The organism is Paraburkholderia heleia NBRC 101817 (assembly GCF_000739775.1).
In the GTDB taxonomy this organism is placed as follows: Bacteria; Pseudomonadota; Gammaproteobacteria; order Burkholderiales; family Burkholderiaceae; genus Paraburkholderia; species Paraburkholderia heleia.
In genome coordinates this window covers 67,428-90,753 of record NZ_BBJH01000024.1, presented here as the reverse complement: position 1 = coordinate 90,753, position 23,326 = coordinate 67,428, and the positions used below count along the sequence as shown (strand labels likewise).

20 protein-coding genes are annotated in these 23,326 nt (G+C 65.9%); 12 read left to right on the top strand and 8 right to left on the bottom strand.

What is annotated here, in order from left to right; translation table 11 throughout:
* The first annotated feature begins 93 nt into the window (after nucleotides 1-93).
* Nucleotides 94-381 (top strand): DUF1488 family protein, encoded by a 288-nt coding sequence (locus BHE01S_RS20495; protein ID WP_042267173.1) that lies wholly within the window; start codon nucleotides 94-96, stop codon nucleotides 379-381.
* Here the strand turns inward: BHE01S_RS20495 and tkt are convergent, their stop codons facing one another.
* A complete protein-coding gene (gene tkt, locus BHE01S_RS20490; protein ID WP_042267172.1) occupies nucleotides 382-2,499 on the bottom strand; it encodes a transketolase in 2,118 nt (705 codons plus the stop codon). It lies immediately after the preceding gene.
* Between the two features lie 180 nt (nucleotides 2,500-2,679).
* Between tkt and BHE01S_RS20485 the strand changes: the two genes are divergently transcribed.
* The 7 genes from BHE01S_RS20485 to BHE01S_RS20455 all read left to right on the top strand — a co-directional run bounded on the left by BHE01S_RS20485 (nucleotide 2,680) and on the right by BHE01S_RS20455 (nucleotide 10,346).
* A complete protein-coding gene (locus BHE01S_RS20485) occupies nucleotides 2,680-3,705 on the top strand; it encodes an SDR family oxidoreductase (RefSeq protein WP_042267171.1) in 1,026 nt (341 codons plus the stop codon).
* Between the two features lie 185 nt (nucleotides 3,706-3,890).
* On the top strand, nucleotides 3,891-4,193 hold the full coding sequence (locus BHE01S_RS20480; RefSeq protein WP_042267169.1) for a hypothetical protein: 303 nt from the start codon (nucleotides 3,891-3,893) through the stop codon (nucleotides 4,191-4,193).
* 303 nt (nucleotides 4,194-4,496) lie between these two features.
* The gene (gene treA, locus BHE01S_RS20475) at nucleotides 4,497-6,191 is read left to right on the top strand and encodes an alpha,alpha-trehalase TreA (protein WP_042267168.1); all 1,695 of its coding nucleotides are present in this window, start codon (nucleotides 4,497-4,499) and stop codon (nucleotides 6,189-6,191) included.
* 161 nt (nucleotides 6,192-6,352) lie between these two features.
* Nucleotides 6,353-7,258 carry a TauD/TfdA dioxygenase family protein gene (locus tag BHE01S_RS20470; protein WP_042267166.1) on the top strand — a complete coding sequence of 302 codons (906 nt, stop codon included), beginning with the start codon at nucleotides 6,353-6,355 and terminating at the stop codon, nucleotides 7,256-7,258.
* A 62-nt stretch (nucleotides 7,259-7,320) separates the two neighbouring features.
* Nucleotides 7,321-8,376, top strand: coding sequence for an ABC transporter substrate-binding protein (locus BHE01S_RS20465; RefSeq protein ID WP_042267164.1), 1,056 nt, complete (start codon nucleotides 7,321-7,323; stop codon nucleotides 8,374-8,376).
* 105 nt (nucleotides 8,377-8,481) lie between these two features.
* Nucleotides 8,482-9,462 (top strand): ABC transporter ATP-binding protein, encoded by a 981-nt coding sequence (locus tag BHE01S_RS20460; RefSeq protein ID WP_042267162.1) that lies wholly within the window; start codon nucleotides 8,482-8,484, stop codon nucleotides 9,460-9,462.
* Nucleotides 9,459-10,346, top strand: a complete 888-nt coding sequence (locus BHE01S_RS20455) for an ABC transporter permease (protein ID WP_042267161.1) — start codon at nucleotides 9,459-9,461, stop codon at nucleotides 10,344-10,346. Before BHE01S_RS20460 ends, BHE01S_RS20455 begins: the two co-directional genes overlap by 4 nt.
* A 165-nt stretch (nucleotides 10,347-10,511) precedes the next feature.
* On the opposite strand, the gene BHE01S_RS20450 is transcribed toward BHE01S_RS20455, so the two are convergent.
* Nucleotides 10,512-11,909: a dihydrolipoyl dehydrogenase gene (locus tag BHE01S_RS20450; RefSeq protein WP_042267160.1), complete on the bottom strand. Its 1,398-nt coding sequence runs from the start codon at nucleotides 11,907-11,909 to the stop codon at nucleotides 10,512-10,514.
* A 130-nt stretch (nucleotides 11,910-12,039) separates the two neighbouring features.
* Nucleotides 12,040-12,954 (bottom strand): LysR family transcriptional regulator, encoded by a 915-nt coding sequence (locus BHE01S_RS20445; RefSeq protein WP_042267159.1) that lies wholly within the window; start codon nucleotides 12,952-12,954, stop codon nucleotides 12,040-12,042.
* A 125-nt stretch (nucleotides 12,955-13,079) separates the two neighbouring features.
* Here BHE01S_RS20445 and BHE01S_RS20440 point away from each other — a divergent pair, with 125 nt between their 5' ends.
* Nucleotides 13,080-14,003 (top strand): DMT family transporter, encoded by a 924-nt coding sequence (locus BHE01S_RS20440; RefSeq protein ID WP_042267157.1) that lies wholly within the window; start codon nucleotides 13,080-13,082, stop codon nucleotides 14,001-14,003.
* A gap of 86 nt (nucleotides 14,004-14,089) precedes the next feature.
* Here the strand turns inward: BHE01S_RS20440 and BHE01S_RS20435 are convergent, their stop codons facing one another.
* Both BHE01S_RS20435 and BHE01S_RS20430 read right to left on the bottom strand, forming a co-directional pair.
* Entirely contained in the window at nucleotides 14,090-14,890 is an 801-nt protein-coding gene (locus BHE01S_RS20435; RefSeq protein ID WP_042267268.1) for a MetQ/NlpA family lipoprotein, read from the bottom strand.
* 224 nt (nucleotides 14,891-15,114) lie between these two features.
* The gene (locus BHE01S_RS20430) at nucleotides 15,115-15,939 is read right to left on the bottom strand and encodes a phosphate/phosphite/phosphonate ABC transporter substrate-binding protein (RefSeq protein WP_042267156.1); all 825 of its coding nucleotides are present in this window, start codon (nucleotides 15,937-15,939) and stop codon (nucleotides 15,115-15,117) included.
* A gap of 167 nt (nucleotides 15,940-16,106) precedes the next feature.
* On the opposite strand from BHE01S_RS20430, the gene BHE01S_RS20425 reads away from it, so the two are divergent.
* The gene (locus BHE01S_RS20425; RefSeq protein WP_042267154.1) at nucleotides 16,107-17,069 is read left to right on the top strand and encodes a fatty acid desaturase; all 963 of its coding nucleotides are present in this window, start codon (nucleotides 16,107-16,109) and stop codon (nucleotides 17,067-17,069) included.
* A gap of 23 nt (nucleotides 17,070-17,092) precedes the next feature.
* Here BHE01S_RS20425 and BHE01S_RS20420 read toward each other — a convergent pair whose 3' ends face one another.
* Entirely contained in the window at nucleotides 17,093-18,265 is a 1,173-nt protein-coding gene (locus BHE01S_RS20420; RefSeq protein ID WP_042267148.1) for an epoxide hydrolase family protein, read from the bottom strand.
* Nucleotides 18,266-18,536: 271 nt separating this feature from the next.
* On the opposite strand from BHE01S_RS20420, the gene BHE01S_RS20415 reads away from it, so the two are divergent.
* Both BHE01S_RS20415 and BHE01S_RS20410 read left to right on the top strand, forming a co-directional pair.
* Nucleotides 18,537-19,214, top strand: coding sequence for a heavy metal response regulator transcription factor (locus tag BHE01S_RS20415; protein ID WP_042267145.1), 678 nt, complete (start codon nucleotides 18,537-18,539; stop codon nucleotides 19,212-19,214).
* An 8-nt stretch (nucleotides 19,215-19,222) separates the two neighbouring features.
* Nucleotides 19,223-20,638 carry a heavy metal sensor histidine kinase gene (locus BHE01S_RS20410; protein WP_042267266.1) on the top strand — a complete coding sequence of 472 codons (1,416 nt, stop codon included), beginning with the start codon at nucleotides 19,223-19,225 and terminating at the stop codon, nucleotides 20,636-20,638.
* Here the strand turns inward: BHE01S_RS20410 and BHE01S_RS20405 are convergent.
* On the bottom strand, nucleotides 20,613-22,097 hold the full coding sequence (locus BHE01S_RS20405) for an efflux transporter outer membrane subunit (RefSeq protein ID WP_042267143.1): 1,485 nt from the start codon (nucleotides 22,095-22,097) through the stop codon (nucleotides 20,613-20,615). The genes BHE01S_RS20410 and BHE01S_RS20405 overlap by 26 nt on opposite strands.
* A gap of 12 nt (nucleotides 22,098-22,109) precedes the next feature.
* Complete coding sequence (locus BHE01S_RS20400) at nucleotides 22,110-23,324, bottom strand: efflux RND transporter periplasmic adaptor subunit (RefSeq protein WP_042267141.1); 1,215 nt, start codon at nucleotides 23,322-23,324, stop codon at nucleotides 22,110-22,112.
* Between the last annotated feature and the right edge of the window lie 2 nt (nucleotides 23,325-23,326).

Below are 23,326 nucleotides of genomic sequence, written 5' to 3'. Positions count from 1 at the left end.
GCGACGGTGGCCGGGCACACAGGTAACGGCTGCCGCGAGCGGGTGAGGCGCGAGGGGAGGCTGGCCGGCAAGCATTTCAGGAGTCCATCAATCATGAAAATCACCTTTCCAGAAGGTCCGGTCGGGTACGACGCGGAGGAACTCGCACTAACCTTCGTTGCGGTGGCGGATTCCGTCCCGGTGGACTGTGCCATTACGGCTGAAGCGCTGGAAGATCGCTTCGGCGCGAGATCGCTGCGCGAGCCCGACCTGCGCCAGGCGTTCCACCGCAACCGCGACGCGATCGAAGCGGCGGCCGCCCGTCTCATCGAAGAGACGGACGGCAAGCCGGTGATGCTTCACAGCGGATATTTGCGCATGTACGGAGCCTGCAGGCACTAACTACTCGCCCGCGCCCGCCCTGCAGCGCGCAATCTGCTTCTTCGCTTCTTCGACCACGTGCTCCGGCGTGAAGCCGAATTTGGTCTTCAGCGCCTTGAGCGGCGCGGAGGCGCCGAACGTGTGCATCACGATCTGCGAGCCGAAGCGGCCGACGTAGCGGTCCCAGCCGAGCGTCGCTGCCTGCTCCACGGCCACGCGTGCATGGATGTGCGGCGGCAGCACCGAGTCCCGGTACGCCTCGTCCTGCAGTTCGTACACGTCCCATGAGGGCATCGAGACGACGCGTGCCGCGATCCCTTCCTGTTTCAGCGTCTCATAGGCGCAAATGCATAGCGAAACTTCGCTGCCCGTGGCGAGCAGCAGGACTTCGGGCTGCTTGCCATCGGGCGCGTCGGCGAGCACGTATGCGCCGCGCCGAACGCCTTGTGCGCCTGCGTATTTTTTTCGGTCGATCGTGGGCAGCGGCTGGCGCGACAAGACGAGGCAGGCCGGTCCGCGCGGACGTGCGAGCGCAACGCGCCAGGACTCGGCGACTTCATTGGCGTCGGCGGGGCGCAGCGTGAGCAGCCCCGGTACGGCGCGCAGCGAGGCGAGCTGCTCGATCGGCTGGTGCGTGGGCCCGTCTTCTCCGAGGCCAATCGAATCGTGCGTGAACACGAAAACCACGGGCAGCTCCATGATCGCGGCGAGCCGGATGGGCGGCTTCATGTAGTCGCTGAAAATGAGGAACGTCGAAGCGAACGGGCGCAAACCCGAAAGCGCGAGGCCATTCGAGACCGCGCCCATACCGTGCTCGCGAATGCCATAGTGCAGATTGCGGCCGTCGTAGTGGTCGCGCTCGAAACTGCCCGCGCCTTCGAACTTGAGACTGGTTTTGGTCGAGGGCGCGAGGTCGGCAGCGCCGCCGATCAGCCACGGCACGCGCTGCGCAATCGCGTTGAGGACCTTGCCCGACGACTCGCGCGTGGCGAGGCCTTTTTCGTCGGCCTCGAAGGTGGGAATCGCGGCGTCCCAGCCTTCGGGCAGCTTGCCTTCGAGCATCAAGCTCAGCGCCTTCGCCAGCTCGGGGTAGCGCTTCGCGTAGTCGTCGTAGCGTTGCTTCCACGCTTCGTGCTCCGCCTTGCCGCGCGCGCCCATGCCCTGCGCGAAACGTTCGTACACGCCATCGGGTACGAGAAAATGCGCGTCCTCCGGCCAGCCGTACGCGCGCTTGGCGAGGCGCACCTCGTCCTCGCCCAGCGCCTCGCCGTGTGCCGCCGCCGTGTCCTGCCGGTTCGGCGCGCCCCAGCCGATGATGCTCTTCACCACGATGAGCGTCGGCTTGTCGGTCACGGCCTGCGCCTTCTGGATGGCGGCTTCGATGGCTTTCGTGTCGTTGGCGTCGCTCACGTGCAGCGTGTTCCAGTGGTAGCCGCGAAAGCGCGCTTCGACATCGTCGCTATAGGCGAGGTCGGTGTGGCCCTCGATCGTGATGCGGTTGCTGTCGTAGAACCAGATCAGATTCGACAGACCCAGATGGCCCGCGAGCGAAGCCGCTTCGTGCGAGACGCCTTCCATCATGTCGCCGTCGCCGCATATCGTGTAGACGCGGTAGTCGAAGATCCTGGCGTCGGGGCGATTGAAATGCTGCTCGAGCCAGCGCCCGGCCATGGCCATGCCCACGCTGTTGCCGAGCCCCTGGCCGAGCGGCCCGGTGGTCGTCTCGACGCCCGTCGTCATGCGAAATTCCGGGTGCCCCGGCGTCACGCTGTCGATCTGGCGAAAGTGTTGGATATCGTCGAGCGAGACCGCGGGCTTGCCTGCGAGCTTGCCTTCTTCGTCTAGCGCTTGCACGCGCGCGAGGTGCAGCAGCGAGTAGAGCAGCATGGAAGCGTGGCCGTTCGAGAGTACGAAGCGGTCGCGATTGGGCCATAGCGGCGCGGCAGGGTCGTAACGCAGATGATGCTGCCAGATCTGGTACGCGAGCGGCGCGAGCGCCATGGGCGTGCCGGGGTGGCCGGAATTAGCCTTTTGTACGGCGTCCATCGACAACGTGCGGATCGTGTCGATGACGAGGCGGTCGAGATCGGATGGGTCGGCCTTGGCGGACCTGGCATTCGACGATGAATTCGATGACATGAGCGGGGACTCCTCGGCATGGGCGCGCCGCAATCGGGCGGCAGCGCGCGAAGGGATGCATGCGCAAATGCGGTGCCAGCCAGTGCATGGCGGTCTTCACCGCACTTCGGGTCGCGTTTGGACCCTATGGGCATAGCCTTTGCGGATTGAGACTACTCCTCTTTCTGGTTATCGGTCCCGATGCGCACAACCACTCAACCCAGGATCGCCGTCATCACCGGCGCGGGCGCGGGCGTGGGCCGCGCCGTCGCTGAAGCTTTCGCGCGGGCCGGCTATGACGTCGCGCTGCTGTCGCGCGAACCCGAACGGCTCGTGCGCGCCGCCGCGCAATTACAAGCGGCCTACAACGTGCGCGCGCTCGCGATGCCGACCGACGTGGCCGATGCGCAGGCCGTCGATGCAGCCGCGGCGCGGGTCGAGCGTGAGATGGGCGAAATAGACGTATGGGTGAACGTCGCCATGGCGACCATTTTCGCGCCGCTCTCGTCGATCTCGCCGCGCGACTTCGAACGTGCGACCCAGGTCACGTATCTCGGCCAGGTGCACGGTACGATGGCTGCGCTCGCGCGCATGCGCAAGCGCAATCGCGGCGCGATCGTCAACGTCGGGTCGGCACTCGCCTCGCGCGCGATACCGCTGCAATCCGCGTATTGCGGCGCGAAGTTCGCGGTGCGCGGTTTTACCGACGCCGTGCGCTCGGAGCTGATTCACGACGGCCTCGACGTGCACATTTCGCTGGTCGATCTCCCCGCCATCAACACGCCTCAGTTCGACTGGGCGGCCAACCGTACCGGCCAGGACGCGCGGCCCGTCGCGCCCGTGTACGAGCCCGAAGTCGCCGCGCGCGCCATTCTCTTTGCCGCGCAACATCGGCGGCGCACGCTCTGGCTTGGCTGGTCCACGGTGCGCGCCATCCTTGCCGGGCTGGTCGCGCCGGGACTGCTCGATCGCTATCTCGCGCACGCGGGGTATCGAGGGCAGTTGACGGGCAAACCGCGCGCGCCCGACGCGCCCGATAACCTGCATGCGCCCGTGCCGGGCGAGATCGGCGCACGTGGCCGCTTCGACAATGAAGCGCACAGCGACGGCGCGCCGCTCTTCACGGAGCGCCATGTGCACGCATTGATGGGCGGTGTTGCGATTGGCGTCCTTGGCGTGGCGATGGCATTTGCGCGTTTGCGCAGGCAGGCGCGGTCACGCCCGTGATCGTTTCGATTTGCTACACGCCGGGTGCCCACCTCCGCTTAGGTTCGGAACGTTCGGCACGCACGATGCGCATGAAGTCATCTGCGTACCGTCGATTGAACGTACGAGTGAACGGCCCTCAAGGAGGGCGGCACGGAACGCGCCTGCGCGTTTCGTGGACCCATCGACACTACAAGGAGCTTGCCATGAACAGCACGCTTGACCCCGACAACGATCTTCCCGAATCCATGCCGCCGGGGCACGACACCGGCTCGCTGGGACCGGGCGATTCATCCGATTCCGGCAGCGACACCCAGGGCGCGAAGCGCCACGAATTCGACCGCGACACCGAGCTCGACAATCACGCGCTCGAAGCGGGCGAGGATGAAGCGCGGAGCGACACCGATAGTGCAGGCACGGGCGAACGCGCCTCGGCAGACGGCGACGAGTCGCTGGAACCCGGCAGCGACGTGCTTCCGGATCGCATCGACGATTTGGGCGATGTTTAAACAAGTGGGCCCCCGCGCTATGGCTATTGTGCCTGGCGCCCGCATTTCTGCTTGACGTGCTGCTACAGCGCGGCCACTGTTACCGATCGGCCGCGTCTTTTCTTCCGTTGGCGGCATAATTTTCCGCACGGTAACTCATTGTCACGCCGCAGTTGATTCGGTGTGCGAAGTCATGCGATGCTCTCGTTGCCCGGGACCCGGCGATGCCATCGCGCATCCAGCCGGACCCGCGCGCCGCAAACAACGGCGTGAAAGGGGCGGTGCGAGGAGACCAGCGAAGTGCCCCAACACCAAGGAGGCAACATGAGCACGCAGCTGCAATCCCGCAACCACGCCGCATCGCCAAACGATGCGCAGCGCATTCAAGCAAGCTTACAGCCACTCCCGCCCCGAAAGTCGCCGCAGCGTTCGCGCACTGCGATCAGCGCAGCCAGCGTCGCCACGCTTTTGCTCGCCTGCGCAAACTGTTTCGCCGACACGCAGGTGGGCGCGCCGCTGCCGCCCGCGCCCGATATTCTGTACGGCGATCTTTTCGTGGCGGTGCAGACGGCGCAGATCTTCCCCGACCAGAAGACTTTCGTCGATTCGACGCCGAACACGGACCCCGCAACCATCGTTCAGCTCTACGAAGCACAGAAGAACCAGCCCGGCTTCTCATTGTTGAATTTCGTAAACCAGTACTTCATGCCGCCGCCCGACCAGAGCATCACGCCGCCGGCGGGGCAGACCCTGCGCCAGCATATCGACTGGCTGTGGGCCGGTCTCACGCGCACGACCACCTCGGCGCCCGACAACAGCTCGCTCGTGCCGTTGCCGAAGCCCTATGTCGTGCCGGGAGGGCGCTTCAGGGAGGGCTACTACTGGGACACCTACTTCACGATGCTCGGGCTCCAGGAATCCGGCCATGAAGATCTCGTCGACGATATGCTCGACAACTTCGCGTACGTGATCAACACCTTCGGCCATATTCCGAACGGCAATCGCACTTATTATTTGAGCCGCTCGCAACCGCCGTTCTATTCGTACATGGTGGAACTCGCGGCGCAAAAGGAAGGAAACAGCGTTTATCAGAAGTACTTGCCGGCATTGCGCAAGGAGTATGCGTACTGGATGCAGGGAGCGAGCAGCACGCCGCGCGGGCAAGCCACGCGCAATGTAGTCGTGCTGCGCGACGGCACCGTGCTCAACCGTTACTGGGACGAACTCGACACGCCGCGCGACGAGTCGTATATCGAAGACGTCCAGACCGCGCAGCAGGCCACGGGCCGCCCCGCCAACGAGGTCTACCGCGACCTGCGCGCCACTGCCGAAAGCGGCTGGGACTTCAGCTCGCGCTGGTTCGGCGACAACCAGAATCTCTGGACCGTGCGCACCACGTCGATCATTCCCGTCGATCTGAATAGCCTCCTGTTCCATCTGGAAACGACGATCGTGCGCGCCTGCACAGTCGCGCGCGACTTCGGCTGCGTGGGGCAGTTCGCCGGCTATGCCGCGCGCCGCGCCGAAGGCATCAACCGTTACCTCTGGAACAACAAGGGCTACTACGGCGACTACGACTGGCGGCTCGGCAAGCCGCGCGACAACCAGACACCCGCGATGATGTATCCGCTGATGGCGGGTGTGGCGTGGCCCGAGCGCGCGAAGAGGACGGCGCAGACGATGGAAAACGTGCTGCTCCAGCAGGGCGGCCTCGCCACGTCGGTCTACAACACCGGCCAGCAATGGGATGCGCCGAACGGCTGGGCGCCGCTGCACTGGATCGCGATCCAGGGCCTCAAGCAATACGGGCGCAGCGATCTCGCGAAGCCCGTCGGCACGCGTTTTCTCGCCGACGTCGAGAACGTCTATAACACGCAGCAAAAGCTCGTCGAGAAATATATCGTCGAGGGCGCGGGCGAAGGCGGCGGTGGGGGCGGCGAATACCCGTTGCAGGACGGTTTCGGCTGGACCAACGGCGTGACGCTGATGCTGCTCGATATGTACGGGGGCGGGCAGTAGGTGTGAGGTGGGCCGCGAGATCGCCGGGATGCCCCATGCCGCCGTATGCCTTAACAGCGGCTTTATGACTCGAACGGATAAACGTATCGGATTTGCTTCGTTGTCAGGCGGTGGGCGGATCACGTAGATTGAAACCATTGCTTACCTGGAAGGCTTGCTGCGTGACTACCACCGCCCCATTCGCCGCTTCTGCCGTATCGAGCGCACACGCGTCCCAACGTTTCGACATTCTTCCCCTGGATGCGCCGCTTGGCGCGGAGGTGGTGGGTCTCGATCTCGCGCAACCCTTGTCGAGCGAAGACTTTGCGCGCATTCATCGCGCGCACCTCGATCACCATGTGCTCGTGTTTCGCGACCAGCGCATCACGCCGGAGCAGCAGGTCGAATTCAGCCGCCGCTTCGGCCCGTTGCAAATCCACGTGCTGCACCAGTTCGCGCTGGCGGGCTACCCGGAGGTGCTGATCGTCTCGAACATCGTGGAGAACGGCAAGCCCATTGGCCTTGGCGACGCCGGACACTTCTGGCATTCCGATCTCTCGTACAAGGAGAAGCCGAGCCTCGGTTCGCTGCTGCACGCGAAGGAGTTGCCCGCAGAGGGCGGCGACACGCTGTTCGCCAACATGCATCTCGCGTGGGACACGCTGCCTGCGCATTTGCGCAGCGCCGTGCAAGGGCGGTTTGCCGAGCACACCTATCTCGCGCGCTATGCGGAACTCCAGGCGCGCAGCCCGTGGCGGCCGAACCTGACGGCGCAGCAGGTCGCGCAGGTCAAGCCCGTCGTGCATCCCGTCGTGCGCACGCACCCGGAAACCGGTCGCAAGGCGCTGTTCGTGAGCGAGCATTTCACGACGCGCATCGTCGACCTGCCCGAGGACGAAAGCCGTGCGCTGCTCGACGCGCTGTTCGCGCATAGCGTGCGCGCGGAGCATTGCTACCGCCACACATGGCGCGAGCACGATCTCGTGTTCTGGGACAACCGCTCGCTCATGCACCTCGCGGCGGGCACGCCTGATCACCTGCGCCGTAAGCTTTATCGCACCACCATCGAAGGCGACACGCCGTTTTGATGCGCACCGCAGGGCTTTTCTCGCGCGTTCGATATCACATAGAATAAGAAGGAATCCAGAGTATGTCGTTTTCTACCGGAAATGCGCTCGCGAAGCGAGCGAGCGTATGGCGCCGTGCGGGCGCAGTGTCACTCGCCATTGCGCTCGCGTCGTTTGGGCTGGGTGCGCCGGCATCCGCGCGTGCAGAAGGGCAGATCCGTATTGCGGAGCAGTTCGGCGTGGTGTATCTGATGCTCAACGTCGCGCGGGACCAGCATTTCATCGAGCAGGAGGGGCGCAAGTCCGGCGTCGATATCAAGGTCGACTGGTTGCGTCTTTCTGGCGGCGCGGCCGTGAACGACGCGCTGCTTTCCGGCGCGGTGGACGTGGCCGGCGCGGGCGTGGGCCCGCTGCTCACGGTGTGGGACCGCACGCGTGGCAGGCAGAACGTGAAAGGCGTGGCATCGCTCGGCAACCTGCCGTATTACCTCGTGAGCACGGACCCGAACGTCAGGACGATTGCCGATTTCACGGGCAAGGACCGCATTGCCGTGCCGGCCGTGGGCGTATCCGTGCAGTCGCGCGTGCTGCAGTATGCGGCGGCGAAGCAGTGGGGCGAGAAGCAGTTCGACCGGCTCGACCCATACAGCCAGGCCATTCCGCATCCGGACGCCACGGCCGCGATCGTCGCCAACAGCAGTGTGATCACGGCGCATTTCGGCAATCCGCCGTTCCAGCAGCAGGAACTGGCGGCCAACCCGAAGGCGCATATCGTGCTCAACTCGTACGACGTGCTGGGCGGCCCAAGTTCGGCCACGGTGCTTTACGCCACGCAGAAGTTCCGCGACGACAACCCGAAGACCTATCGCGCATTCGTGGCGGCGCTTGCCGACGCGGCGAATTTCATCGCGGCGCACCCCGAGCAGGCTGCGGATATCTATATTCGCGTGAACGACTCGAAGATCGACCGCAACCTGCTCCTGAAGATCTTGCGCGATCCGCAGGTTCAGTTCAAGACTGCGCCGCAGAATACGCTCGCGCTCGCGCAATTCATGTATCGCGTCGGCGCGATCCGCAACGAACCAAAGTCGTGGCGCGACTACTTCTTCGACGATCCGGCGGTTGCCAACGGCAGTTGAGCAGGCCCAGCATCGGCGCCAGAGAGCGGCCCTTGCTGGGCCCGTTCGCAATGGTGGCGAAGATTTCGCGCTTATGAGCAGGCCTGGTTTGAATATGTCGATTCATTGGTTGGGCGGCGCGCCGGATGCCCGTATGTTGAGGTTTTATCCGCTGGATTTGCAAAAGTGAACGTCACCACCACCAGACTCTGGGAGCGCGCTCCCGCTGTGCGTCGCGAAGCGGGCGCGGCGCCACGCGTTGTTGCGAGCGAGCGGCCTGCGCATACCGAAACTACTGTCGAAGCGGGACGACACAGCGAACGCCTGCTCGCCATCGAAAACGTCAGCCTCGAATACCGCAGCCGCGAGCGCATCGTGCGCGCCACGCAGGACGTGAGCTTCGATGTCTACGGCGCCGACCGCTTCGTGCTGCTCGGGCCCTCGGGCTGCGGCAAGTCCACTTTGCTCAAGGCGATTGCGGGCTTTATCGAGCCGGTGTCGGGATCGATCTCGCTGGCGGGCGAACCGGTACGCGGACCGGGCGCGGACCGCGTGGTGGTGTTCCAGGAGTTCGATCAGTTGCCGCCCTGGAAAACCGTGGCCGAGAACGTGGCGTTTCCGTTGCGCGTCGCGCGCAAACTGTCGCGCGCGCAAGCGCGCGAACGTGCGCTCCATTATCTCGACAAGGTGGGACTCGCCGCCTTCGCCGACGCGTACCCGCACACGCTTTCGGGCGGCATGAAGCAGCGCGTTGCGATAGCGCGTGCACTCGCCATGCAGCCGCGCGTGCTGCTGATGGATGAACCCTTCGCCGCGCTCGACGCCCTCACGCGCCGCAAGATGCAAGAAGAACTGCTGCGTCTTTGGGACGACGCGCGCTTCACGTTGCTGTTCGTCACGCATTCAATCGAGGAGGCGCTCGTGGTCGGCAACCGCATCCTGCTGCTCTCGCCGCATCCGGGACGCGCGCGCGCCGAGGTGAACAGTCACGCATATTCGCATGCGAGCCTGGGGGGCGTGGACTTTCGCGAGAGTGTGGCGCGCATTCATCGCTTGCTGTTCGAGACCGATAGTGAAACCGAAGCCGTGAAGGAGGCCAGCCGATGAGCACGCCACACCAGACGCTGCCGCCCTTGCCGCCCGTGCGCGCGGAATACGAGCGCCCCTTGTTGCCGGTCCAGGCGGGCGCGGAGTCGGCGCCCCTGCCGCTCGCGCGGCGCGTGCTCGACGCGGGCTGGTTTCGCCGCACGCTCGTCGCGCTCGTGCTCGTTGCAGGCTGGGAGATCGCGGCGCGGATGGTCGCGAACGATCTGCTCGTGCCGACCTTTGGCGCGACGCTCGCTGCATTCGTGCAGGGTATTGCGAGCGGCGAATTGCTCGTTAAAACCGGCATATCGATGTCGGTGCTGCTGCGCGGCTATGCGATCGGCGTGGTGCTCGCGTTCGTGCTTACGTCGCTCGCGGTTTCCACGCGCGTGGGGCGCGATGTGCTTTCCATGCTGACGGCGATGTTCAATCCTCTGCCTTCCATCGCACTCCTGCCTATTGCATTGCTCTGGTTCGGGCTTGGCACCGGCAGCCTGCTTTTCGTGCTCGTGCATGCGGTGCTTTGGCCGCTCGCGCTCAACATGTATACCGGCTTTCTCGGCGTTCCGGCCACGCTGCGCATGGCAGGCCGCAACTATGGTCTGAGCGGGCTGCGCCAGGTTGCGCTGATACTCGTGCCGGCGGCGCTGCCCTCGATCATCGCGGGACTGCGCGTGGGCTGGGCTTTCGCATGGCGCACGCTGATCGCAGCGGAACTTGTATTTGGCGCTAGCGCCGGCCAGGGCGGGCTTGGGTGGTATATCTTTCAGAACCGGAACGAGCTTTATACCGATCGTGTTTTTGCCGGGCTTGCGGCTGTGATCGTGATTGGACTGCTCGTCGAGCATCTGGTGTTCGATACGCTGGAGAGGGTGACTGTGCGTCGCTGGGGGGTACAGCATTGAAGGACGCCCGCAGCCTGAACGCGCACGAGCACCTGGCCCGTTTGCGGCTGCGGGCGCTCGAGCCTGGCCAGTTCGAGCAGACCATCGTATCGGCTGAGGACGAGTGCTTTCATTGACAGTGTGCGCGCCGTTGCGAGTTGAAGAGGATAACCAGGCGAATTGCGCCTAACCCAGGTGATTCAGCTGCGAGGCGGCATCGCGCAGAGCCGTGCGCAAGCTTTCCTCCACTACCGGGTGATAGAAAGGCATCGCCAGCATCTCGTTCACGCTGAGTCCCATCTGCACGCTCCACGCGAGCAGGTGCCCGATATGTTCCGCCACCGGCCCGAGCCATTCCGCACCCACGAAGCGCCGTGTTGCGCGCTCCACGTACACGTGGCCGATGCCGTGGTTCTTGAGCATCACGCGGCTGCGGCCCTGGTCCGCGAAGCTCACGGCGCCCGTTACGAAGCTGCCGTCCGCCAGTTCTCCATGTGACTTGCCAACCATGGCGATCTGCGGATCGGAAAACACGATCGCAAGCGGCGCACGGCGCGCAACGGGTTCGACTTCGGGAAAGCGAGCCGCATTGCGGCCCGCGGCGCGGCCCTCGTCGGCGGCTTCGTGCAGCAGCGGCAGCACGTCGTTCGCGTCGCCGGCCAAAAACACCGGCGCGGTGCCGACCTGCAGCGTAGCCGCGTCGAAGCGCGGCATGCCGTGCGCGTCGAGTTCAAGCGAGGTGTTCGCCAGACCCAGGTTCGCCACATTGGGGTGCCGGCCCGCTGCCGCCAGAACGTAATCAAACGTGTCTTCGGACTGCGTACCATCCGCACGGGCGTACCGCAGCGTCACGCCCACACCGCTGCGCGTGGCCGATACGACGCGTCCCTGCGTCTCGAAGTTCATTTCCGAGCCGAACACGCGGTGCGCTTCGCCGATCAGGCGCGGGTCCGTGAGCGGTCCCACGCTGCCGTGCGAGCCGCCGTACAAGGTGACCCGCACGCCGAGGCGTGCGAGCGCCTGGCCGAGTTCCAGACCGATCACGCCCGCACCGACCACCGCCACGCTGCGCGGCAAGTCCTCCCAGGCGAACACGTCGTCGTTGACGATGAGCCGGTCGCCAAGTCCGGCGAGCGACTCGGGTACCGTGGGCGTCGACCCCGTCGCGATCACGATGCTTTTCGCGCGCACCTGCGTGTGCTCGCCAACCTGGAGCAGGCCGTCGTCGATGAAGCGGGCGTGCCCGACCAGGCGGTCCGCTTCGGGCAGGGCGAGTGTGCTGTCCACGACGAAACCGACGAACCGGTCCCGCTCGCTGCGCACGCGCTCCATCACGGCCCGGCCGTCGATTGCCATACCGAGCGGATTCACGCCGAAAAGCGGCGCCATGGTCACCGCGTGCGCCGCCTCGGCAGCCGCGATCAGCAGTTTCGAGGGCATACAGCCCACGCGCGCACACGTCGTCCCGTAAGCGCCGCCTTCGATGATGATTGCGCTCGCACCTTCGGCCTTCGCGGCGCGGTAAGCGGAAAGTCCGGCCGTGCCGGCGCCGATGATGGCGACATCCGTTCGCAGGGTTTGCATCGTGTTTCCTTGAGGGGTTCAGGCATTCGTTGTCATGACCCAGTCTAGGAGGTGCACGCGCGTGAGTGAATGTCGGCGCTGCTCAAGTTCATGCCCGATCGTCTCACGAGCAGCGGGCGCATGCCGCCGGTCACCCGGGCATGTGCTGCGCGAGCCAGTCGATCAACACGCGCACCTTCGGCGGCAGAAAACGATTCGGCGGATAGAGCATCCATACCGGGCCGCTGTACGCGCGCGGTTCCAGCGACCACTCGGGCAGCACCCGCACGAGCAGGCCGTCGCGCAGCGCGTCCGCCGCGGCGAATTCGGGCAGGCTCGCAATACCCCAGTCCGCGAGCGCCGCATCGCGCCGCGCGCCCACGTCGTTGGCGATGTAGCGGCCCTTCACCTCGACGGCATGCGTTTGCGCGCCGCGCCGGAAGGTCCAGCGGTTGTCGTCGGGTGTTTCGCCGAGATAGAGACAGTCGTGGCGGGCGAGATCCCTCGGGTGCTTCGGCGTGCCTTGCGCGCGCAGGTAGGCGGGCGATGCGCACGGCATCCACTGCACCGTGCCGAGCCGCCGCGCCGCGAGCCCCGGCGGCGGCGTGGGTGTCGGGCGAATCACGATATCGACGCTGTCGCGCACCGGATCGACGTCGCGGTCGGTGAAGATGAGCTGCACCGCGACCTCTTCGTACGCGCGCAGGAAGCCGGAAATCAGCGGATGAATGACGCTTTGCGCAAACGAAATGGGCGCGCAGATGCGGACGCGGCCATGCGGGCGGCCAGTGAGGCGGCTGGCGGCCTGTGCCGCGCTCGCGGCGGCTTCGACCATGTCCGCGCAGTGACGGTAGACCTCGGCGCCGGATTCCGTGAGCCGCAGGCTGCGCGTGGAGCGCTCCAGCAGGCGCGTGCCGAGCGCGCGTTCAAGCCGCTGCATCTGACGGCTCACCGTGGAAGGCGTGCTGCCGAGCTGGCGCGCCGCGACCGAGAAATTACCGGCGTCGACCACGCGGGCGAAGGTGGCCAGATCGGGCAGCAGGGGCAGGAAGTCGGCGGGGTTCATGGCAGGCAAGGCGAAGTCATCTGTGCATGCGGAGCATAAATGATGTTCCATCAAGGTGGATTATCGCTGCGAAAGCATTATCGGACAATGTGTCCGTTCCCGGCTCATCTGCAGGCTCGTTTCCCATGAATGCCCTGACCCGTTCCTCCCGCACTGTCGATCTGCTGCTCGTGGCTGTCGCGCTTATCTGGGGCACGAGCTATGGCGTAGTGAAGGGCGCGCTGCTCGTCTACCCGGTGCTGGGTCTGCTCGCGCTGCGCTTTGGCATCACGTTCGTGTTGCTGTCGCCCGCGTTGCGCGGTCTGCGTCACGTGACGTGGCGCGAGCAGGCTGGCGTGCTCGTCGCGGGATTCCTGCTGCTCGGCATCTTTCTGGCCGAGACGTTTGGCGTGTCGCTCACGAATGCCTCGAACGCCGCGTTTCTCATCAGCCTGTGCGTGGTGCTCACGCCGCTCGTGGAGTGGGCGTGGCTCAAGCGCGCGCCGCGGCCCGTGGAATGGGTGGCCGCCGGCGTGTCGTTGCTTGGCGCGCTGCTCTTGACGGGCGGCCATGTGGCGGCGAGCCCCGGCGATCTGCTGGTCGTGCTGGCCGCGCTGCTGCGCGCATTGGCGACCTGCGCGGTCAAGCGCGTGATGAAGTCGGGCGCCATACCGGCGCTGACGGTGACGGCGGTCCAGTCCGCCGTCGTTTCGATCGGCTGCGCCGCGCTCGCGATCACTCTCGCGCCCGACCAGTGGCAACCGTTGCCGCCCTGGCAGGGGCATGGCGTGTTCTGGGGCAGCGTGATCTATCTCGTGGCGGGCTGCACGCTGTTCGCGTTCTTCGTGCAGAACTACGCGGTGAGCCGCAGCAGCCCGACGCGCGTGGCGTTGCTCATGGGCAGCGAACCGGTGTTCGGCGCGCTCTTTGCCTGCGTGTGGCTTGGCGAGCGGCTTACCTTGTCTGCGTGGATCGGCGGCATGCTGATCGTTGCCGCGTCGCTTGTCGCGCTCAAGCGCGAGCGCGAGGGCAAAGCGCAAATCGAAGCGCGGGACGCCGTGAAAGCGTAGGGCGGGCCCGCATCCACAAAGCTGACAAGCTGCCGGGCGGCCGCGAATAAAAAAGCATCACGGCGCCCGCTGCAAACTCTCTCCTGTTACTGCTGCGGCGCATCCTTCCACGCAGGCAGCGTCGCCCCGTGATACACGGCAATAATCTCAGACGCGACATTGGGCTGCTGATAGCTCTCCACGAGCGCATGCACCCAAGGCGCGTTGGCGTCCTTCTCATTCACGGCAATGAAGTTGCGATAGGGATTGCCCGGCACCTTCTCCTGAGCAATCCGCTCCTGCGCAATCTTGATCCCCGACTTCACGGCCCAGTCCGTATTGACAACGGCCGCATCCAGATCGCCAATCGCGCGCCCGACGATACCGGAATCGAGTTCCTTGATATGGATATTCTTCGGATTCTTCGCAATGTCGCGTGCGGTCGGCAGCAGGCCGACATCGTCGCGCAACGTGATGAGCCCCTGTGCCTGGAGCAGCAGCAGCGAGCGGCCTTCGTTGCTCGGATCGTTCGGCACGCCGATGGTCGCGCCCTGCGGCAGGTCCGCCACCGACTTCACCTTGCGCGAATACAGCCCGATAGGTTGCACATAGGTAAAGCCCACCGGCACGATCCTGTAGCCGCGCGCCTTGATCTGCGCGTCGAGATACGGCTTGTGCTGGAACGAATTGGCGTCGAGGTCGTGGCTCGAAAGCGCTTCGTTGGGCTGCGTGTATTCGGAGAACGTGGTCACCTTGATCGTGAGGCCGCGCTTCGCCGCGTTGGCGGCGACCACGCGCCACACGTTCTCGTCTTCGCCCGACATGATGCCCACGCGCAACGTCCGGTCTGCCGCGTGCGCGAGCGGCATGCCCCCGCAACTTACGCCCAGCGCGAGCGAAGCCAGCATCGTACCCAGCAAGGTTCTTTTCTTCATAGGATCCGTTATTCGAAGAGTTGTGGATAAGGCGATGCTAGTGAGCGCGCTGCCAGCGGACAACCAATTTTGGGAGGATTGCTTAGCTATATTCGTCGTTTTGCGGCGTGCAACGGCGTGACCGGGATGCAGCGTCCATCCATCATGCGAGTCCGGTTCCATGTCCGCTCTTATGCGGATGAGTCCGGCGCTGCGGTTCAACGCAGTTCGGTATAGCCATATTGCGCAGCGGTGTTCGCGAACGCCTCGATCTCGGCATATGCCTCGCCAGTGAGTCTGGCGAACCCGCGCAGTCGCAGCTTGTGTGCACGTTCGGAGTCGGCTGCGAGCGCGGCGTCGAGCGCATCGCGCAATGCGCCGGCTTGATCCTCGCCGAGTGCGCGTGAGGCGATCAGCGGAAGTCCAGGGGATGAGGCCGTCATGCCGACGGTTCGTACGCCGTCGAGCGGTTCGAAGTGCGAATCGTGCAGCAATGCGAACGTAACGCAGTCGATGGCGCCCACATCGGCCGCGCCGCTCGCCAGCGCGCGTAACGTGGCCGCGTGCGAACCTGTCCAGCGCACCGAGGCGAAGAAGCGGCCGTCGCGTGCGAGCGGCGCAACGGCGTGGCGCAACGCGTTCATGCCGCTATGGGAATCCGCGCCGTTGCATGCGGCGCGCAGCCCGCGGCACGCTTCCAGCGTTTTCGCGCCGCACTCCCAGGCCTGCGCCGAAACGACGAGCACGCTTCGATAGCGCGGGCCCTCGCAACCGGGTGCGTCGAATATCGGGGTCGCAATCAGATGGACTTCGTTGGCGAGGCCGAGCATGCGGTACGGATACCCGCACGTCTGCGAGAGCAGCAAATCGTTGCGGCGCCAGTGGGACATGAGTTCGCCGTCCGGCGCGTTCTCGATCGTGATGTCGCCCAGGGCGAACGCGCGCGCCACGATGGCCAGACTGTCGCTCAACAATGAGCGCCACGACGCCGTATGTTCTGGCGTCACGTTGTACATCGGCAGGGAGGCGATCCAGCGGGTCATCGGCGCATTCTACGCCGCGCGCTCGCGGCGTGTCGCGCTGTGCGGTGAGATAAGCAAATGGCAATTCGTTGGTTGGTGCAACGCCGCGCGTTCGGTATGGTGAGGACCTGCATTGCTTTGCTCTCCGTATGGAGTGGCACCGTCCTTTATCGCGGGAGCTGGCGAACATGGCCGAATACTTCGACGCAGACCACGCGCGGGAAGTCGCCGCGCTCGCCGCAGGGTTCACCGCACGCACCGAATGGCCCACGTGGCTGCTGATCGCCGTGATCTACGGCGGCTGGTTTGCGGTGCTGACGTTCGTACGCTCAGGGCTGATCACGCTCGCGGCCGCCACGCCATGCCTCATCGTGCTGTGCGCATGGCATATGTCGCTGCAGCACGAATTGCTGCATGGTCATCCCACCCGGTTCGCATGGCTAAACACGGTACTGGGCTGGCCGCCGCTCGCCGTGTGGTTTCCCTATGCGGTGTACCGCGAGAGCCATATGGCGCATCATCGCGACGAAGCGCTGACGGTGCCGGGCATCGACCCCGAAACGAACTACGTGCGGCACGAGCAGTGGGCCCGCCTGCCGCACTGGCATCGCGTGCTGTGGCACGCACGCAAGAGCTTCGTGGGCCGTGTGGTGATCGGGCCGCCCATGAGCGTGGCCGCCATGCTCGCCGGCGCGGTGAAAGCGCTGCGAAGCGGCGACTGGCGACACGTGCCGATGTGGTTCGCGCACGGCGCGGCCGTCGTGCTGCTGCTCACGTGGGTGCAGCGTTACGCGGGCGTGCCGTGGTGGTGGTATCTCGCCGCCGTCACATGGCCCGCGCTCGGACTCGCGATGGTCCGCTCGCTGTACGAGCATCGCGCGGCGTGGCATCCCAAGGCGCGCATCGCCATCAACGAGGCCGGGTTCGTCATGCGCTTTCTGTATCTGAACAACAACTATCATCTCGTGCACCACGATCTACCGCGCTTGCCGTGGTTTCAACTGCCGCGCGCCTACCATATGCGGCGCGACGACTATCGGCATAAATGCGGCGGTTTCGTGATCGACGGCTACGCCGCGCTGCTCAGGCGTTACGCGTGGCGCGCGACGGATGCCCCCGCGCATCCGTTCGGCGACAACGCCGCGCAGTGACGCGCAGTCAGGCGCAGTGTCGCTTACTCCCGCATCCGTCTGAAAAAGCGGCGAATGTCGTCGGCGAGCAGATCGGGCTCTTCCATGGCGGCGAAATGGCCACCGCGCGGCATGTCGGTCCATTGCGCGACGTTGAACACGCGTTCGAGCCACGACCGCGGCGGGTGATTGATCTCCTTGGGAAAGCGCGCGAAGGCGACGGGCGGTTCCACGCGTTGCCCGGCCGCAAAACGAAACGGCTGGAGACGGTTTTCCCAGTACATCTGCATGGACGTGCCGATGCTGCCCGTGAACCAGTACAGTGAAAGGTCCGTAAGCAAGGTGTCCTTGGAGAACCGGCGTTCGATGTCACCGTCGCAGTCGCTCCAGGCGCGAAACTTCTCGCCGATCCACGCGACCAGTCCAGCGGGCGAGTCGTTGAGCGCCGCTGCCGCCGTTTGCGGCCTGGTGCTGTGCATATGCGCGTAGCCCCCCTCCAGCGCTGCCCAGTCGGCCTTTTCGCGCAGATAGACCTGTTCCGCCGGGGTGAGCGGGGCTTGCGCGGCGTCGATTGCGGGTTCGTACGAACTGGGCAGGAAGTTCAGGTGGATGCCCTGCACGGCCCGGCTGTGCCGCGCGGCGAGCGCGATGGAAACCCCCGCGCCGAGGTCGCCGCCCTGCGCGCCGAAGCGCTCGTAGCCGAGGCCGCGCATGAGCGTGCTCCACAGGTCTGCGATCTGGAACGCGGAGGTGCCGGGCGCCGCCGGCGCGGGCGAAAAGGCAAAGCCGGGCAGCGAAGGGACGACGACATCGAATGCATCGGCTGGGTCCGCGCCGAATGCGGCGGGGTCGCAGAGCCGGTCGAGCAGCGCGTGGAATTCGATGAACGAGCCCGGCCAGCCGTGCGTGATCACGAGTGGGTAGGGCTTCGGGCCCGCGCCGCGCCGATGCACGAAATGAACGCGCTGGCCCGCCGCGGTACCCGCATCGCCCAGTTCGGCCATGAACTGCGGCAACTGGTTCAGCGCGCGTTCGGCGGCGCGCCAGTCGTATTCGTCTGCCCAATACGCGACGAGTTCATGTAGCCACATCCGATCGGCCCCTTGTTGCCACGCCGGCGAGGGCGTTGCGTCGGCCCAGCGCGTGGCGCGCAAACGGCGGCGCAGGTCGTCGAGTGCATCTTCGGGTACGCGAATTTCAAACCGGTCGATATGCATGGTGGTTCATCCGCACGCTGGCAGGCCGAGGAACTGAGCATTATGAGCGAATTCGCCGCCGCGCATCGGTCGCCCCAGAGCCCTTCGAATTCCATCCATCGCTTACCCGATGTTTATCGAGGCATCCGTTTTCGTTATGGGCGTCTGGTACGCGCCGCGGGGGCGCGTTACGCCCCAGTCGGGCAAGGCCGGCGTTACGACGCACGGCGATAGGCGCAGCGGGCCAGCGAGCGCATACAATTGAGCCGGACACACTCGGAACTGAACGGCGATGCGCATTCTTGTGATCGAAGACGAGCCGAAGACCGGCGCCTATCTGAAGAAGGGCTTCGAGGAATCGGGCTATGCCGCGGACGTCGCCGCGGACGGCGCGGAAGGCCTGATTCTCGCTAAAGAGGCCGCGTACGACGTGATCGTGCTCGACGTCATGCTGCCTGAAATGGACGGCTGGACGGTGCTCAAGACGCTGCGCGCCACGCACACCACGCCGGTGCTCTTCCTTACCGCGCGCGACGACATCAGCGACCGCGTGAAGGGGCTCGAACTCGGCGCGGACGACTACCTCGTCAAGCCGTTCGCGTTCGTCGAACTGCTCGCGCGCGTGCGCACGCTGGCCCGCCGCGGCCCCCCGCGCGAGAGCGACGTGCTGATGCTTGGCGACCTCGAAGTGGACGTCACGCGCCGGCGCGTGAAACGCGGGACCACGCGCATCGACCTTACGCCGAAGGAGTTCTCGCTGCTGCAACTGCTCGTGCGCCGCGAGGGCGAAGTGCTCACGCGCACGCAAATCGCCTCCTATGTGTGGGACATGAACTTCGACAGCGACACCAACGTCGTGGAAGTCGCCATTCGCCGCCTGCGCGCGAAGGTGGACGATGCGTTCGACGTCAAGTTGATCCACACGGTGCGCGGCGTGGGCTACGTCGCGGAAATCAAAGGGAACGACTGATGCCGCGCATGGCGGTACGCTCGCTCGCGACAGGCCTTGCGCTGAGCTTCGCGGGCACGACGCTCGCGGTATTCGCGCTCGTGGGGAGCACGCTTTATTTCACGCTCGATCGCGAAGTGAAGCAGCAGGACGACCTCGATATCGTGCTGATTTCGCGGCACACGCGCCGCCTCGCGCAGGAACTGCACAACGAGCACGACGTGCGCGAACATGCGGAGCGGCTCGCGAGCCAGGTGCTCGGCAATCCCGCGCTTTCCATGGAAATACTCGGCACCGGCGGTGCGCAACTGGTCGAGCACAACACGGCGGGCATTGCGGACGCGGCGTTCCCGGAAGCGGCGCTCGCACGGCGCCTGCCCCCGGCGCAACGCATTACCGAAGGCGACGTGGTGGAGTGGCGCAACGCGCGCGGCATACCCGTGCGCGGACTCGCCACGGACGCGGCGCTGGCGGACGGCACGCCCGTCACCATCGTCATCGCGCGCGACATGACCGACCGCTGGCGGCTGCTCGACCACTATCGCGAGCGGCTCTACGGCTTCGGCCTGGCCGGCATGCTGCTCGCGTTCCTCATGAGCTGGCTGCTCGTGCGCGAGTCGCTGCGCCCGCTGCGCGAGATGGCGGCGCGTGCGGCCACGGTCACGGTGGAGCGGCTCGATACGCCCATTGAAGTCGAACGCGCGCCGAGCGAGCTCGAAGCGCTCACGAAATCGATCAACGCCATGCTCGACCGTTTGCATGGCGGCTTCGAGCGTATGTCGCAATACACGGCGGATCTCGCGCATGACATGCGCACGCCGCTCGGCAACCTGCGCGGCGCGAACGAAGTGGCGCTCGCGCGGGAACGCACCACGGCCGAATACGAGGCATTGCTCGAATCGAATCTGGAGGAATGCGAACGGCTTTCGCGCATGATCGAAAGTGTGATCTTTCTTGCGCGCGCGGAACACCCGCAGTTCATGACGACGCTCGCGGAGTTCGACGTGCATGATGCGCTCACGCAGATTGCCGACTACTTCGAAGGTCTTGCCGAAGAGGCGGGCGTGCAGATTCGCGTGCAGGGCGAGGGCCGCCTGCGCGCGGACAAGGAGCTGTTCCGGCGCGCCGTGGGTAACCTGCTCGCCAATGCGCTGCGCTATACGCCGCGCGGCGGGGAGATCACACTGAGCGTCGCACAGACGCCGACGGCCATCGAGGTCGCGGTGGCCAATCCCGGCACGCCCATCGAAGCCGCACTGCTGGAGCGCATTTTCGACCGCTTCTATCGCGCGGACGCGTCGCGCCACCGCGAGCCGCGCACAGGTGCGTCGGCGGGTCTGGGGCTCGCGATCGTACGCACGATCATGGCTCTGCACGGCGGCTCGGCACGCGCTGAAAGCGATGCGGCCAGCACGCGGTTCATCCTGACGTTTGTCCGCCCTTAGCGCTCGGGTCGCTCAGCGCCGCGCGGTCCCAGCCGCCGCCGAGTGCCTCCAGCAGATGCACGCTCGCATCGAGCCTTCTTGCCGCGATCTGCTCCTCGTTGCGTTCGTTCGAGAGCGCGATGGTCTGTGCCGTCACCACATCGAGATAGTTTACCGCGCCCGCCTGGTAGCGGTTGGTGGTGAGCTTGAGCGAGAGTTGCGCGGCGGCGGTCGCGCGCTGCTGGCTTTGGGCTTCGCTCGCCAGCGTAGCGAGCGCGCTCAGGTTGTCTTCGACTTGCTGGAACGCCGTCAGCACGGTTTGCCGGTAGCCGGCGACGGCCGCGCCGTATTGCGCGTTCGCGCCTTTTAGCGTGGCGTCGCGCCGGCCGCCGTCGAAGAGCGTACCGGCCAGCTGGGAGCCGAGGGACCAGAAGAGGCTGGGCGCGCTGAGCCACGGCGCGAAGAACGTGCTTTCGAGGCCCGCTGTCGCGGAGAGCGTGAGGTCGGGATAAAAGGCCGCGCAGGCTTCGCCGATTCCCGCATTGGCCGCCGCCACGCGCCGCTCGGCCGCAGCGATGTCGGGACGCCGTTCGAGCAGCGCGGAGGGCACGCCCGCGGGAATCGACGGCACGACGGCGGGGTCGACACGCGGCGGCAGGCTGAAGGTCGAAGCGGGCACGCCGATCAGCGTGGCGATGGCGTGCTGGCGTTGCGCGCGCTGCACGTCGATGTCGCTATCCGCCGTGCGCGCGCTTTCGAGCTGGGTTTGCGCCTGAGCGACGGCAGAGGCGTCGATCGCGCCATCGGCGAGTTGCTGCTGCACAATGCGCAGCGCCGCCGTGTACGCGGTCACGGTGTCGTCGAGCAGCTTCTTCTGGCGATCGAGCGAACGCAAATCGAAGTAGTCCGCCGCCAATTGGCTCGCAACCGAAAGCCGCACTGATTCGAGGTCGGCCTGCGTGGCCTGGGCGTTGGCGCGGGCCTGGACGGTCGCGTCCTTCACGCGCCCGAACAGGTCGGGTTCCCAGCTTGCCGTGAGGCCCGTCGAATAGTCGGGAATCGTCTTCCCCGCAAGCGAATGGTCCACGAGGTTCTGCGAGGTCCGGTAGCGCTGCGCCGCCACGCCCGCCGTCACGACAGGCGCATAACCCGCGCGTTGATAGTCGACCATTGCGCGCGCGGCTTCGAGATTGGCGACTGCCTCGCGCACGTTCTGGTTCGACACGTCCACGCGGGCTTCGAGCTGATCGAGGTCGGGGTCGCCGAAGAGGGTCCACCATGGGCCGCGCGGTTTGGCGTCGGCGGGCGCGGCGACGCTCCAGCCGGGCGCCGCCGCGGCTTGTGTTGGCTGGGTGGCGTAGTGCGCCGGTACGTCCATCGAGGGCGCGCTGTAATGCGGCAATGTGGAGCATGCCGCGAGCGACGCTGCCGTGCAGGCGACGACGATCCGGCGCAGCGCGGGGAGAGGGCGTTCGAACATGATGAGCCTCGCTTACGCTTTCGCTTGCGCAGCCGCCGAGGGCCCCGCCACGCGCACGCTCTGGCCGCTGGCAATGGCGTCGCCGGGATTGTTGATGACGCGATCGGCCGGCGCGAGGCCGGTTGCGATTTCCACGTAGGTGCCGAAGTCGCGGCCGATAGTCACCTTGCGCAATTGCACCGTGTTCCTTGCATCGACCACCGCGACGGTCACCCCGTCCGGTCGGAACAGCAGCGCGCTCACGGGCAGTTCGAGCGCCGGCGCGGCCGCCGTGAGCGCAAGATGCACCTGAGCGTAGGCGCCGGGCATCAGCGCGCCGTCGTGGTTGTCCACATCGACTTCCACGTGCAGCGTGCGGCTCACGGGATCGATCACGTTCGAGCTGCGCGCAACGCTCGCCTCGAAGCGTCGCCCCGGATATTGCTGCGTCGTCAACCAGACGGCCGTGCCCGGCGTGACGAGAGCCGCGTCGTCCTGGGGCACGTCCACGTACACGCGCAGGCGGTCGGTCTGCGAGATATGGAACAGCTCGCCTGGCATCGTGGCGAGGCCGGGCGTGCCGCCCGCCGTGACGAGTGCGCCCACCTGCACGTTGCGCGCCGTAATGACGCCATCGAAGGGCGCCGTCACGTTCTGGTAGGAAACCAGTTCCAGCAGCCGCGCCACGTTGGCCTGCGCTGCCTGCAGCGTGGCGAGTTTCGCCGCTGCGTCGCTCGTTTTTGCCTGGGCGTCCTGCTCGGAAACCGATTGCGTCTGCAACATCGTCTGCCAGCGCTGTGCCGTGCTGCTGGCAAAGCGATAGTTGGCCTGTGCGGTGGCTTCGTCGGCGCGCGCCTGCTGGAGCTGCGCGTCGAGTTCGGGTGTGTCGATCTGCGCGAGCGTCTGGCCTGCCTTCACGTGCGCGCCGATGTCCGTGTACCAGTGCTGCACGTATCCGCTCGTGCGCGCGTAGATCGGGGCGTCGGCCCAGGACATCACCGAGCCGGGCAGCAACAGGTCTTGCGTGGCGGGTGCGCGCGTGGGCGTGAGGGTGGAGACGATCAGCTCGCGCTGCGCCGCGACCTGCCTGGCTTGCGCCGTGCGCGCTTCGAGGCGCGGCACGATGCCCGCCGTAAGGAGCGTTACGGCGATTGCGAGGCAGGTAAGACCGACGACAATAGCCGGGCGGCCCCGCGTTGCGGTTTGCGCCGCGGCATCGCGTTCCTCTTGCGGTGTCTGCGATTTCATTC

Coding starts and splice junctions, on each gene's coding strand:
- BHE01S_RS20400 (WP_042267141.1), bottom strand. CDS start 23,324: ATGAAATCGCAGACACCGCAAGAGGAACGCGATGCCGCGGCGCAAACC.
- BHE01S_RS20440 (WP_042267157.1), top strand. CDS start 13,080: ATGAATGCCCTGACCCGTTCCTCCCGCACTGTCGATCTGCTGCTCGTG.
- treA (WP_042267168.1), top strand. CDS start 4,497: ATGAGCACGCAGCTGCAATCCCGCAACCACGCCGCATCGCCAAACGAT.
- BHE01S_RS20455 (WP_042267161.1), top strand. CDS start 9,459: ATGAGCACGCCACACCAGACGCTGCCGCCCTTGCCGCCCGTGCGCGCG.
- BHE01S_RS20485 (WP_042267171.1), top strand. CDS start 2,680: ATGCGCACAACCACTCAACCCAGGATCGCCGTCATCACCGGCGCGGGC.
- BHE01S_RS20425 (WP_042267154.1), top strand. CDS start 16,107: ATGGCCGAATACTTCGACGCAGACCACGCGCGGGAAGTCGCCGCGCTC.
- BHE01S_RS20420 (WP_042267148.1), bottom strand. CDS start 18,265: ATGCATATCGACCGGTTTGAAATTCGCGTACCCGAAGATGCACTCGAC.
- BHE01S_RS20450 (WP_042267160.1), bottom strand. CDS start 11,909: ATGCAAACCCTGCGAACGGATGTCGCCATCATCGGCGCCGGCACGGCC.
- BHE01S_RS20415 (WP_042267145.1), top strand. CDS start 18,537: ATGCGCATTCTTGTGATCGAAGACGAGCCGAAGACCGGCGCCTATCTG.
- BHE01S_RS20445 (WP_042267159.1), bottom strand. CDS start 12,954: ATGAACCCCGCCGACTTCCTGCCCCTGCTGCCCGATCTGGCCACCTTC.
- BHE01S_RS20405 (WP_042267143.1), bottom strand. CDS start 22,097: ATGTTCGAACGCCCTCTCCCCGCGCTGCGCCGGATCGTCGTCGCCTGC.
- BHE01S_RS20435 (WP_042267268.1), bottom strand. CDS start 14,890: ATGCTGGCTTCGCTCGCGCTGGGCGTAAGTTGCGGGGGCATGCCGCTC.
- BHE01S_RS20480 (WP_042267169.1), top strand. CDS start 3,891: ATGAACAGCACGCTTGACCCCGACAACGATCTTCCCGAATCCATGCCG.
- BHE01S_RS20465 (WP_042267164.1), top strand. CDS start 7,321: ATGTCGTTTTCTACCGGAAATGCGCTCGCGAAGCGAGCGAGCGTATGG.
- BHE01S_RS20495 (WP_042267173.1), top strand. CDS start 94: ATGAAAATCACCTTTCCAGAAGGTCCGGTCGGGTACGACGCGGAGGAA.
- BHE01S_RS20410 (WP_042267266.1), top strand. CDS start 19,223: ATGGCGGTACGCTCGCTCGCGACAGGCCTTGCGCTGAGCTTCGCGGGC.
- BHE01S_RS20430 (WP_042267156.1), bottom strand. CDS start 15,939: ATGACCCGCTGGATCGCCTCCCTGCCGATGTACAACGTGACGCCAGAA.
- tkt (WP_042267172.1), bottom strand. CDS start 2,499: ATGTCATCGAATTCATCGTCGAATGCCAGGTCCGCCAAGGCCGACCCA.